Genomic DNA, 13,778 nt, shown 5'->3' with positions numbered 1-13,778 from the left:
TCTGCAAGTCCCCGTTCCTTTTTTATCAATTTCTAATATTCATCTTCTTCCAGCTCATCCATCCGTTTTATCAGCGCATCACGCAGGCTGTCAAGAAACTTCGTCCGGTTTATTTTTCGGGCTTTCAGCTCCATAAATGTATGGTAAAAGTCGCCTAAATCAACATTAAAGATGCTTTCAAATGTTTTGGCGATTACTTTAATATCCGTATTGTCAAATACACCCTGAGCGTGAAGGGCATATATCAATTCTGTCAATGCAGTTTTACTGCCTCGCCAATTTAAGTTAGGTAATTCTATTGATTTGCTTTTATGTATCGGGCTGTGAAGCTGGTCTTCAAGATATACTTGTATCAGGTCATTGGCGATGATTTTTGCAGCCTTATAATCGTGGGAAGTGGAAAAATTATGGTCCGCTTCAAAATAATAGGTGTCCAGACTTAGTTTAATGTCATACTTTCCCCGTACAAATAGCTTATCATCTATAAAAGTATTATTGGTTCTGTAATATTTATAAAATTCGAGGTTATTGTCAAAATATCTTTTGAGTTTTTCCAATTCATCATTATAGTATTTCTTCACTGCCTTACCGCCATAAGGTTTCTTTGTTTCGATTTTATAGATAGCGTTATAATAGATGAGCTTTGAAACAATAGCGGGCTTTTGATGCTTGAAAAAACGAATTTCTTCCTCTACATTTTTAAATCCTCTGTTCAATACATATTCTTTCACATTAGACAGGCATTTGATGATAAGTTTTATTATCACTTCAATCTGTTGTATGGAGCAATCCGTTTCAGTTTCTAATTCTTTGATTGCGGCTTCCAGATTATTCAACGTTTCGTTATAAAATTTATCCATCCTGTTTATTTTGAAATTTCTATTGGACACCTACATTGAATTAGTTGATGTCATTACATAGGGTTAGCTAATCGGTCAAAGTGCCTTTTTACGATTTCCTTTCGATGATTTAAAGGTTAAAACAGCAATTACCGCCAAAGCCAACGTAAGCATACCTCCATACAAGAACTCTTTTTCGGGAAACCGTGTGCCTAAAAAACCTGCTATCGGGTATGCTATTGCCCACCACAAATGAGAAAACGCAAAGTGAGAACCGTACACCTTACCTTGATTTTCTGATGCAATGTTTTCGCCTATTAATGTTTCTGACGGCATATCGGCAAGCGTTTGACCTATACCTGCCAAAACCCATAAGAACAGCAAGCCGTTGTACGGAACAAAATTGGCAAAGCTGATAGCTAAACCTATCAGGACAGCCCCGCTTATCAGCGATATGCTCCGTGTTTTGGTTTTATCAAGGCTGCCTAACAGAAAAGCCGTGATAGCTGCGCCTACTCCGAAAATTGCCATTATCCAGCCGTAATGCTTATCATCTAAAGCTAAAGATGTTTTTACCAAACCAACGGTATTTACCAATACCATAGCTCCGGCAATAGCAGATATAAATTCAATACTTAAAGAGAACCTTAAAATCTTGTTTCCAAACAATAAGCGAATACCTTTTATTACTTCGCTCCACGTATTGCCGGGCGGTGTACTATCGGTATTCACTCCTTTTTGCAGTGCTGCCACCGGTATAGTCAATATCAGTAGTATGGCAATGAATAATGTTGCTCCATTGACAAAGAAAATCTGCTTGGCTCCTAACCATACCGCAAATATCCCCGCCAATGCAGGACCAAATACGCTTAACAACTGAAAAGTTGCCATTGATAAGCCGTTGGCTTCCCTGTATATTTCTTTGTCTACTATCTGTGGGATAATAGCCCTGTATGTTGGCGTGAAGAATGCAGCGAATACGTTCAATGCAAATATCAACCCATACACCTGCCACTCGGCATTTACAAACGGCAGCATACACACAATTGCCATTCTTGCCAGTTGCGTTATCAGCAATATGTTTTTTCGCTTTAATTTTTCAGACACTACGCCTGCAAAGGGCGAAAAAATGATATACGCCGTTACCCGCAAAGTGAGAGCCGATGCCAATATAGCTGCCGCATTATCGGGGCTGATTTCATAGGTAAGCAATGCCAATCCTAACCACGTAAAGGCATCCCCGAACAAACTTGCGATTTGGGCAAAATAAAGCCTTGCGAAAGTCGAGTTCCGTAATGTTTTAAATGGTTCTGTAAACGCTTTTTTTAATAATTGTAATTCCATTTTACATTTTTAAATTATTCTTATTAAGCGGATAAGCACCGCCGTCAGACGGTGCTTTTTTCTATCCGCTTCGTTATGGTTTCTTAAAAATTCATTATCAGTTTCACACTGATATTACGTCCCATATTGAAAACGCCCATTCTTCCCGTTGCCGGATTTTCAGGAGCATATTTCAGTCTGCTTAAATGACTTTGATAAGCCACATCAGCAAGATTTTCTCCACTAATGAACAAAGACATAAAGTCGCTCCGGTTGAACGCCTTAATATTTGTTCCGATACCTGCACTCAATAAAGTGTATGCGGGTGTTGCTGTTTCTGTTCCGTAAGCACTGAAAAACTTATCCTGCTGAAAGAAGTGGTTAATCCCAAATTTGATGTAAGCGTTGGAAAACGTTCTATTTACATTCCTTAATTCGGCTTTGATTTCGCCCCTGTATCTCGGGGCTGGGATAAACGGCAAGTATTTCGAGCTTTCGGGTTGGCTGCTTTGGGTAGCCTGTACATACGAAAATGAGTTTTCCAAATGCAGCCATTCTATCGGTTGCGGGTGTATGTCCAAATAAATTTCGCCACCAACTAAGGTAGCGTTGCCCGCTGTATATTGAAAGGCTGGCGCACCATCAACAGGGTCGGGAATAATTTCCGTTCCGTCTTCCGCAACAAGTTTTTCGAGATAGATATAATTTTGAATGAAGTTTACAAATGGCGTAAGCTCCAACGTAATGTGTTTGGAGTTCAGAAAATAGGCAACATCTATCTGGTGACTGATTTCTGATTTTAAATCAGGTGTTCCGAACAGATAACGAAACGTTCCCTCGTGTCTTCCGTTCGCTGACAGTTCCGTACTGTTCGGCGCTCTGAAACCTCTCGATACATTGAATTTTAACGTAGAATTTTTATCGACTTGATAAGACAATCCTAAGCTACCGGAAACGCCATTGTAGTTTTTATTAAAGGCACTGAACTTTAATTCCGCATCGGGGTCTGTACTTTGCACAGGCTCTTCGTCTTCATTAAGATAGAGTTCTTTTGAGTTCATAGACCTGTTGTCAAATCTAAGTCCTCCGGCTAAAGTGAGTTTGCCAAAAGTTTTCTGTGTAAAAAGAAATGCTCCGGCATCAAACAGATTATAGGCAGGTATCAAAAATTCTTCCCCTCTGTTGGTGTTGGATTGCCACATACCACCGATACCAACCGAAGTTTCCCAGCCTCTTGATTTTTCAAAATTATACCGCACATTATAATTAAGTGTGTTCAAATCAAAGAACAATGCCGGTTCATTGGGAGCGGCGGGGTTTTCATACTCTCTTCGTTTATTGTTCTGAAAACCGAAATCGGCATTAATTGTACCTTTATTCAATATGAAATAATTGTTGGAAGAAACGCCCAAATGGTTGATGGTCTGATGTGGAAAACCGACCTTATACCCTTTATAATCATTTCCGCTTGCAACTACTTCATCGCCATTGGCATTTTCATAGATAAATCTTCCTAACTCGTCCCTTTCGCCCTCTACAAGATTAAGCGTGTTGTTATAAGAGCTGACGGTGAGGTGCGAGTGTCCCCACCTTTTGTTTATTCCCAAGAACAAGCTGCCGTTAAGTTCCTTAAAACCCGAATTGAAGACTTTCCCATCGTAGGCATTTTGATAGTTGCCCGCAAATTTATTACTAAACCTGCCCAACCATTGTAAACCATCCTTATTGCCTGCATTGGAAAGGGAGTAGCCTATCAGGTTATTATTGCTTTGGTAATTCGTAGAAACCTGCGTTTTTATCTCACCTATTGGCAAGGCTTTAGGAGCAAGAAAGTTAAGCACTCCGGCAATACCGTCCGAGCCGTACATCAGGCTGCCGGGACCTTTCACTACTTCCACTCTGTCCACCGCATTCTCATCTATTTCAATACCGTGTTCATCTCCCCATTGCTGCCCTTCTTGACGAATACCGTTATTCAATGTAATCACCCTGTTGTATCCCAATCCTCTTATGGTAGGTTTTGAAATTCCCGTACCCGTTGTTATCTGGTTTACGCCCGGTATGTTTCTCAAACCGTCAATCAGGTTGGTAGCACTGTTTTGTTTTAAGGTGTTGCCGTCAACCGCTTTGACAATAACAGGGCTTAATCTTAGTTCTGTCGAGCGGGTTACACCTGTGATGATTAACTCGTTCAGCTCCGTAATGGCAGGACTTAATACAAAGTCCATAACCGTATCTTGTGCTATCGTTATTTTCTCGATTATTGGTTCATAACCTGTAAAACTTATCTCTAAAAGATATGTTCCCCGTTTCAGGTTTTTGATTTCATAATTACCGTTTACATCCGTTGTGGTTCCGGCTTTTAAATCAGCAATATAGACTGATACCCCGGCTAAATTTTTATTATTTTCCTGGTCTTTTACTGTACCGGAAATTCTGTTTTGTGCAAATATGTTTAAGGTTGCTGAAACAAAGGCAACCAATAGCAATACGCTTTTTAAATTCATAAATCTGATTTTTTAATTCTTATAATTTGAGCTGGATAAACAGACGCTCCGGCTGCTTACCTCTATAAAAAATCAAATTATTGGCGGACCTCTGTTTTGGGTTTCAGGAAGTGTGGCTTCGTAAAAATTTGCCTTATATAATGTATATTCCGAACGATGTTCAACATTAATGCAAACAAACTGTATAGCGGTAAAAAGATGAACAGATACACAATGATTGTCACAAAGAAAACACTTCTTTAATACTTTGCTAAGGTGGGCTTTATGTTCGCAGAAACTATTGCTGCCATCTGAATAGTAAACAGTTTTTTCACATTTGGTTGCTTTTTCAAATGCAATAATTTCATCGTGGTGGTGAAACATAAGTGCAGGGCTGTTGCCGAACAGGTATAACATCAACAGAAAAAGTCCTGCAAATTTTATGTTTCTTTTATCTTTCAATTTTAGCTACGATATGGTTAAAAATGTTTTGGATTTTCCTGTAAACTCAACGGGTATCTACCAAAGACAATCCTGAAAATCGGTTGCCATATGTAACAATAAGCCCAGCGCAACAATCCTGACTATTTTGTTGCCGAACAGCAAGAGCAAGAAATACACTGCTATTGCATAATACGAATGCAGGTAGTGAAAGCCAACGCTGCATCTGTTCGGGTCGAATATCGGTTCTGCAAACAGGTGGTCTATATCAACAAGCATTGTTGCTAACAAAATTATCCAGACCATCTTCCATTCCTTTCTGAAAAACACGAAGGCAACCAATCCCGGAAAGAGAAGGTGCAAAGCGTAGTGGATAATATTTTGCAGTACGAATAAGGACATTTAGTTATTTTTCTTTGGTCGTTTTTTAGTCGGGTATGAAGCCTATTAATAGTTTATGTTGATTTGTTATGGAAATAAAGCCTTGCGGAAGTCTTATTCCACAAAGCCTTATTATTTCACCGCCAATTTTAGATGAAAAATTAGTGTTGATGTCCGTGTGCTTTGTCAGCAGCAGAAACCTCATTTTTAAATTTTCCAACCAACTTTTTGCCCTCATAGGTAATCGTAACGGTGCAATTCGTATGGATGCCATTTTTAGGCAATGCCACTGTCAATGCTCCATTTTTACCTGCGATAAGATTAGCTGTTGATTTACTGCCATTTTCAAAAGCAAATTCTACCGAGCCGGTAGCCGTTTTGGTTAACGTTTTAGCATTGGCATCCAGCACATAAAAAGTAAGCGCATTGTTGGCTTTTACCATTTCGATATGGTAGTTGTCAATATCTACCATTTTACCCCCGTGTGGAGCTGCACCGTGTCCGCTTTGAGCCATTGCAGGGCTAATTGCTAAAGTTGCAATAGCAACCACTAAAGCCATTCCGATTGATTTGATTTTTCTCATTTTTTTTGATTTTTAAAAAGTGAATAATTAAGAATTAAATTTTTACCCTAAGTAATTTGATTGAATTAAGAAACACCAGCGTATCAGGTAACAGGTGGATGATGGCTGCCTGCACCGGTCCTAAAACTCCCGTTAACACCAATGTGATACCTACAACGTGTACCACACCCACACCGCCGATGATATTTTCCTTAATTGTCCTGAATGCTTTTTTACTGATGGCTTTGGAACGGGCTATTTTTTCCAGCTTATCTTCCACCAATACAATATCAGCCGCTTCCATTGCAGCTTGTGTACCCACTATGCCCATAGAAATACCTACATTCGCCTGTACCAAAGCAGGTGCATCGTTAATGCCGTCACCAACCATTGCTACTTTTTCGCCTTTGGATTGTAGTTCCTGTATCGCCTTGATTTTGTCTTCAGGCAGCATATCTGCCCTGAATGATGTAATACCTAATTGTCCTGATACGTGTGCTGCCGTCTGTGGATTGTCGCCTGTGAGCATAATGATGTTTTCTACACCGCTTCTTTTCAATTCCTCAATCATTTCCTTTGCTCCCGGACGTATCGCATCTGACACATAAAACACAGATGCCGCATTGCCATCCACCGCCATATAGATAGCCGTATCGGTGAGGTTTTCGCTATTGACGGTTACGGAAATAGTATGGTCGTCCATCAGCGTTTTGTTACCTATCAGCACTTTTTTATTGTTGATGGTAGCACTGATACCTTTCCCTTTGAATACCTCAAAATCCGTAGGCTCTGATAACGAAGCACCCATATTGTCCGCATACATCAGTATAGCATTGGCAAGGGGGTGGCTGGAACGGTTTTCCGCTGATGCCGCTAATTGCACCAATTCTTTTTCAGTAAAGCTGTCATCGAGTATTTCAACTCTGTTTACGGTAGGCTTACCTATGGTCAATGTGCCTGTTTTGTCAAAAACAATGGTTTTTATCTTCGCCAATTCTTCCAAAAACTTACCGCCTTTTACAAGTATTCCTTCTCTTGCGGCTCTTGCTATGGCAGAAATGGTTACTAAAGGCGTAGCTAAGCCTAATTCGGCAGGCGAAGTGAAAATAAGCAGGGCTATCACGAGCTTTACATCTTTAGTTAGTAGGTAAACACCCAATACAAAAACGAAAACAACGGGTATCAGCCACGCCGCTACCTTATCCGTTAATTTTTCAATAGGGGCTTTACTGCTTTCTGCTTCTTCTACCAAAGCGATAATGCGTGAAAACACCGTATCTTTTCCCGCTTTGGTCATTTCTACGTCCAAAGCCCCTAACTCCAGTATTGTACCTGCAAATACTTCTGTACCGGAATTTTTTTCTACGGGTACGCTTTCTCCTGTTATGGGGGCTTGGTTTACAGACCCCGAACCCGCCACTATCTTACCGTCAACGGGTATTTTTTCGCCAGCCTTTACCACCACAATATCACCCACCGTCAGTGATGCAATAGATACGGGCTGCTCGTTACCGTCCTTTTTCAATATGGCTGTCTGTGGCACAGAACCGATGAGTTCCTTTATAGATGCTCTTGCTCTTTCACCGCTTGCACTGGCAATGTATTCGGCAATCAGGATAATCATCAGCACCACAGAACCCGCTAAATATTCTTTACCAACGACCGATACGATTACGGCAATGGAAATAAATAACTCCGTACCTATTTTCCGTTCCCTGATTAATTCGAGAATGGCAGTTTTTAGCAATGCGTATAAACCAAAAGCCGTAGCTGCCAGCAAGACGGGAAGTGGTATAATTTCTAAATAAAACAACAGGCTGGCAATACCCACTGTAATAATGCGTATGATTTCCCAAAAAAATTGCCGGGAAAAAAAGGTTTGTAAATAGTTCATATTGTTATGATATTAATGGGTATGCCCTTTGGATATACCCAAGTTTGAAATAACTACCGATAATATGAGCAATGCTATAAACAATACTACCCCAAGGGCAATCAAACCATACTTCATCTTTTTAGATAGGGGTCTGTTATTTGTACCTCCTTTTCTTTTCGGAGGAGGTACAAATTTTTTCCTCTTTCTTGTTTTCCGACTTCTATTTGTTCTTGATTTCATACAGTAGATAGCATTGTCTTATTCTTCCTCTTCAGCGTTTTTAATTGCCGAAAGAATGGTATAAGCATTTTTAGTAACTACCTTTAATGATTGCTGATTAACACTTTGAGGCAATTCGATAGCCGTATAGCCTTCCTGTTCCATACCTTTGGCAACTTGTACCAACTGGAAGGTATAGCCGTCTTTACTATCCGCTGTTTGAATAATGATGTAATCCAAACCGTCCAACTGAACAATGGCATCATTCGGTACTGCACTCTTTTGTTCCGTTCCTGTTTCTACCCACGCCTTTACATACATTCCCGGTAAAAGTTTTGCATCTTTGGTAAAGCGGCAAAGCACAGGTATCATTTTTTTGTCATCGGCTGCCTGACCTACCAAGTACACTTTTGCTGTGTGGCGGTAATCATTCTCATTAGATAATGAAAACTTAACCGTTTGCCCAACCTGAATTTTTCCCAAGTCTTTTTCAAAGGCATTTAAGGCAAGATGCAGGGCATCTGTACCTGTTATCTCAAACAGCACATCGGTAGGGGCAGCATATTTACCAATGTTGGTATTGCTGCTTTTGATATAACCTGAAATGGGTGCATAAATGCCCGCAGTTCTGGAAATTTTATTGCTGCTTTTTAAACTTGCGCTGCTGATGCCAATGAGTGCCATTTGCTGTTCTAATCCGGCAATACGGGCTTTCATTACATTATAATCTGAACTTACCTGTTGAAAAGTCTTTGCTGCATTCACATCCTCGTTTCTCAATTCCTGCTGCCTTTTGTATTCCTGCGATAAATATTCCAACCTGCCGATACTTTCCAGATATTCCTGCTGAATGGTAATAAATTCCGGGTTTTCAATGGTGGCTAATTGCTGTCCTTTTTTTACAGCTTGCCCCGGTAGCAGCCCTGCTGTTTTTATATAACCTCCCAATGGTGCTGACACTGTGGCTATACTGTTAGGGTCAGCTTCGATAGCTCCCGTCAGCTTGATGATATTACTTAGGTTTCTTAATTCGATAGCACCTGTTTGTATCTCTGATAGCTTATACTGGTCAGGAGTAAACGTAATTTGTCTGACCGAAGAAGCTGTGTCCGCCTTGCTTTCTGCGGTAGTCTGCTCCCCGGCAGCTTGCTCTTTTTTATCCTTACAGGATACTACCACTATTGCTGATAGCAGTAGGAGCGGTATATATTTTTTAAATGACCTATTCATTATTTTAATTTTTTTGAATGATTAATTTTTACCTGAAATTGCTTCTATGGAAATAACGACCCTGTTGAAATTATACAGGTTGTCTATATACTCCGAATGGATGTTATTGGATAGCGTAAGGTTTTGCAAATATTGTGTATAGGAAATATCACCGCTTCTAAAACCTTTATCCGAGTTGTTGATAATCAGGTCTGCCTGCGGCAATGCCTGTGTCTGATAATAGTTTATTGACTTCTGATATTTCACATACTCCTGCGCCAGCTCTTTTAATTGTCCGTTCAGGTTCATCGTTGTCAGTTCCACCTGTTTTTGTGCAATCTGCTCGTTGATTTTAGCCGCATTGATTTTGGATTTATAACCTCCGGGGAAAAGAGGAATAGCAACACCAATCTGGAAAAAATTAAACCGGTCTTTTCCGGTATAGGTTCTGTCTATACCGTTTATTGTTTGCAAGCCTTTGTAGGTTTGACCGTTATAACCTAAAATAATATCCGGTAGCATCTTGCTTCTCTCCAAAGAGATTTCTCTTTGGCTTACATTGATTTCCTGTTGCAGATATTGAATGATGGGATTATTGGCAGTAGATGCGTTATCCATAGGCAATAATATATCTCTTGGAACTAATGCGGTATCTGCTATACTGATATCATCGGTTGTGTTGAGCAATGTCTGTAAAAGCTGCTTGGCAATTTTTATATCGGCTTCGTTCTTTTCCAGCTCATTTTGAATTTGCCGGTACTGTACAGATGAAGTAGCATTTTCAAGGCTTGTACTTTCTCCTGTCCGGTATCTCACGTCGCTTGCTTTGCTTAGCTTACTAAAAATGGTGTCCTGCTCTAACAACAGCTTCCTTTTTTCCAAAATGTACTGGTATTGCAGGTAAGCCAGCTTCACGTCTTCTACAAGGTCGTTTTCGGTCACAGCTTTGTATTTTTCGCTGCTTTGTATTCTTTCCTGCGCCAGCTTTGACTGGTTGCCGTAAACCGTTGGAAAATCAAAACGCTGTGTAACACTGATTAAATTATCATTAATGGTAGGATTACTCACTACGCCCTGCGTATAGGAAATTTCTGTCTTAGGAATAGTAACGCTTCCTTTTTTTAAAGCCTGCTGGACATTGATGTTATACTCCGCTATCTTGATGCTGTTGTTGTTTTTTAACGCCTCGTCAATAGATTGCTGCAAGGTCAGCACTCTCGTTCCCGAATTGGATGGTACTTGCGCCTGCATTACAGATGGGAAACAGAAAAATCCCAATAGCAATATGGCGGTAGGTAAGGCTTTGTTTTTACGCATTTTGAAAGATGATTTAGTGAAGTAGATATACAGTACCGGCAGCACTACAAGGGTTAAAGCGGTTGCCGTTATCAGCCCTCCAATAACTACCGTAGCCAACGGGCGTTGTACTTCTGCACCTGATGAGCTGGACAAAGCCATTGGTAAAAAGCCTAAAGAGGCTACGGCGGCTGTCATCAATACAGGTCTTAACCTTACCCGAGTGCCAATACGCACCCTTTCGTAAATATCTTCTACACCGTCTTTTGCCAATCGGTTAAATTCCGCTATCAATACAATCCCGTTCAGAACCGCAACCCCAAACAACGCAATAAAACCTACACCTGCAGAAATACTGAAAGGCATATCCCTGATAAGTAGAGCAAATACACCGCCTATTGCAGACAATGGAATAGCTGTGAATATTAATAAGCCCTGCTTTACCGAACGGAATGTAAAGTATAAAAGCAATAGGATGAGCAATAGTGCGACAGGCAAAGCTACTGCCAGCCTTGCGTTGGCTTCTTCGAGATTTTTAAATTGCCCGCCATAGGTGATATAATAGCCTGATGGCATCTTAACCTTAGCATTCACAATATCCTGAATATCGTTTACGATGCTTTTTACATCTCGGTTTCTTACGTTGAAACCAAGTGTAATCCGTCTTTTCGCATTATCTCGCTGTATTTGTACCGGACCGGGTTTGTAAGCAATATTCGCCACCTCGCTTAAAGGGATTTGCTGACCTGTGGGCGTACTTACAAATAGATTTTGAACATCTGTAATGTCTGCTCTTGAAGCATTATCCAATCGTACTACCAAATCAAAACGTCTTTCTCCCTCGTACACCAAACCTGCTGCTTTACCGGCAAAGCCTGTTTCGATGGCACTGTTCACGTCCTCAACGTTCATTCCGTATTGGGCTATCTTATCTCGGTCAAACTGTATGCTGATTTGTGGTAAACCCGTAATTTCTTCCACATACAAATCTTCTACACCCTCAACATTTCTTATTTTCCGACCTACATCTGAAGCAAGGTCAGAAAGCACATCTAAATCTTCACCGTATATTTTTAAAACCACATCCTGCTTAGCACCGGTAAGCAATTCGTTAAAACGCATCTGTATGGGTTGCTGGAAACTGAATGTTGCATTGGGGATTACAGATAGAGATTGTTGCATTTTTTCAATCAGTTCTTCTCTGTCGCCTGCACTTGTCCATTCTTTTTTAGGCTTTAGCTTAACAACCATATCTCCCGCTTCAATAGGCATTGGGTCTGTCGGAATTTCACCCGAACCTATTTTGTTTACTACCTGTTCTACTTCGGGATAGTTCTTCAATAAAATGGTTTGTGCTTTTTGGGAAACGTCTATCATTTGGGTGATGGAGCTTCCCACGGGAACCCTTGTTTCCACTGCAAAATCACCCTCGTCCAACTGCGGGATAAATTCACCGCCCATTCTGTTGAATGTGATAAGTGTGATGATGAACAATACCACTGCAACCGATACTACCAAAAGTTTTCGCTTCATCGCACCATTAATGATAGGTGTATAAACTTTCTGTATGGCTTTCATCATCCTGTCCGAAAAGTTTTCTTTGTGCGTTGTCTTTTTACTCAACACCAATGCAGACATCATCGGAACGTAAGTGAACGATAACAGGAATGCGCCTAAAATGGCAAAAGAAACTGTTTGTGCCATTGGTCCAAACATTTTACCCTCAACGCCTACCAATGCTAATAAAGGCAGGTACACGATTAAGATAATAATCTCGCCAAATGCTGCTGCGGAACGTATCTTACGGGACGACTGATAAACTTCTTCGTCCATTTGGTCTTGTGTCAGTTTAGCCACGCCACCGTACCGTTCCTTGCTACCTGTAATCCTATGCAACACCGCCTCAACTATAATGACCGTTCCGTCAACGATTATCCCGAAGTCAATTGCCCCCAAGCTCATCAGGTTTCCTGAAACTCCAAAAACCCGCATCATTGCTATTGCAAACAACATTGCCAGTGGAATTACAGAAGCCACTACCAATCCGCCTCGCAGGTTTCCTAAGAAAAGTATCAATACAAAAATTACAATTAATGCCCCTTCAATAAGGTTGGTTGAAACGGTTGAAATAGCTCCGTCCACCAATTTTTTACGGTCGAGGAAAGGCTCTATTTCTACACCTTCGGGTAAACCTTTCTGAATTTCCGCAATCTTTTCTTTTACATTGGTAATAACCTCCGATGAGTTAGCTCCTTTCAACATCATAACGATACCTGTAACGGTTTCGCCCTCACCGTTACGTGTGGCTGCTCCGTATCTTGGACCGTTGCCAAAACGAACTTCGGCTACATCTCTTAACAAAACGGGTACGCCTCCCTCGGTTTTTATAACAATTTTTTTGATTTCCTCAATGTTCTTTACCAAGCCTTCGCTTCGGATAAAGAAAGCATTCGGACCTTTATCAATATATGCACCTCCCGTATTTTGGTTGTTTTTTTCCAGTGCTGTGAAAATATCGGAGATATTAATGTTCTGGCTGGCAAGCCTGTCAGGTTCAATGGCGATTTCGTATTGCTTTACAAACCCTCCGAAGCCACTTACTTCCGCCACGCCGGGCGTACCTAATAGCTGCCGTTTAATAATCCAGTCCTGAATGGTTCTTAACTCTGTGGCATCGTACTTATCTTCATAGCCTTTTTTGGGATGGATAACGTATTGGTAGATTTCGCCCAAACCGGTGGTTACAGGAGCCATTTCAGGCGTACCCACCCCTTCGGGGATATTTTTAGCTGCAATAGTCAGCCTTTCCTGTACCTGTTGCCTGCCCCAATAGATGTCTACCTTTTCTTCAAATACAATGGTAACAATAGAAAGCCCAAAACGGGAAAAGGAACGCATATCCTTTATACCCGGAATGCTGACCATTGTCTGCTCCACGGGAAAGGTTACGAGCTGTTCCACTTCCTGCGCCGCCAGTGTAGGCGATACAGTAATGACCATCACCTGATTATCCGTGATGTCAGGTGTGGCATCAATAGGAAGTTTGGTAAGCGAATAGGAACCCCAGCAAATTAATGCCAGGGTAAATAATCCTATTACCAACTTATTCTTGATTGAAAAATGAATGATGTTATTTAACATATCA

8 protein-coding genes are annotated in these 13,778 nt (G+C 40.8%); all 8 read right to left on the bottom strand.

Annotated features, from left to right (window positions below):
* Positions 1–32: 32 nt before the first annotated feature.
* The 8 genes from AC106S_RS04995 to AC106S_RS04960 all read right to left on the bottom strand — a co-directional run bounded on the left by AC106S_RS04995 (position 33) and on the right by AC106S_RS04960 (position 13,774).
* Positions 33–860 (bottom strand): RteC domain-containing protein, encoded by an 828-nt coding sequence (locus tag AC106S_RS04995; RefSeq protein ID WP_024567729.1) that lies wholly within the window; start codon positions 858–860, stop codon positions 33–35.
* Positions 861–935: 75 nt separating this feature from the next.
* Positions 936–2,183 (bottom strand): MFS transporter, encoded by a 1,248-nt coding sequence (locus AC106S_RS04990; RefSeq protein WP_024567730.1) that lies wholly within the window; start codon positions 2,181–2,183, stop codon positions 936–938.
* 83 nt (positions 2,184–2,266) lie between these two features.
* Positions 2,267–4,669, bottom strand: coding sequence for a TonB-dependent receptor (locus AC106S_RS04985; protein ID WP_024567731.1), 2,403 nt, complete (start codon positions 4,667–4,669; stop codon positions 2,267–2,269).
* A gap of 498 nt (positions 4,670–5,167) precedes the next feature.
* Positions 5,168–5,491: a DUF6122 family protein gene (locus AC106S_RS04980; RefSeq protein ID WP_024567733.1), complete on the bottom strand. Its 324-nt coding sequence runs from the start codon at positions 5,489–5,491 to the stop codon at positions 5,168–5,170.
* Positions 5,492–5,631: 140 nt separating this feature from the next.
* Positions 5,632–6,054: a hypothetical protein gene (locus AC106S_RS04975; RefSeq protein ID WP_024567734.1), complete on the bottom strand. Its 423-nt coding sequence runs from the start codon at positions 6,052–6,054 to the stop codon at positions 5,632–5,634.
* Between the two features lie 34 nt (positions 6,055–6,088).
* Complete coding sequence (locus AC106S_RS04970) at positions 6,089–7,813, bottom strand: heavy metal translocating P-type ATPase (RefSeq protein WP_228417746.1); 1,725 nt, start codon at positions 7,811–7,813, stop codon at positions 6,089–6,091.
* A gap of 354 nt (positions 7,814–8,167) precedes the next feature.
* On the bottom strand, positions 8,168–9,358 hold the full coding sequence (locus tag AC106S_RS04965) for an efflux RND transporter periplasmic adaptor subunit (RefSeq protein ID WP_024567736.1): 1,191 nt from the start codon (positions 9,356–9,358) through the stop codon (positions 8,168–8,170).
* A gap of 21 nt (positions 9,359–9,379) precedes the next feature.
* Positions 9,380–13,774, bottom strand: coding sequence for a CusA/CzcA family heavy metal efflux RND transporter (locus AC106S_RS04960; protein ID WP_024567737.1), 4,395 nt, complete (start codon positions 13,772–13,774; stop codon positions 9,380–9,382).
* Positions 13,775–13,778 lie beyond the last annotated feature (4 nt).

It is taken from the genome of Chryseobacterium sp. FR054 (assembly GCF_056844565.1).
This window is presented reverse-complemented; position numbering and strand designations above follow the sequence as displayed.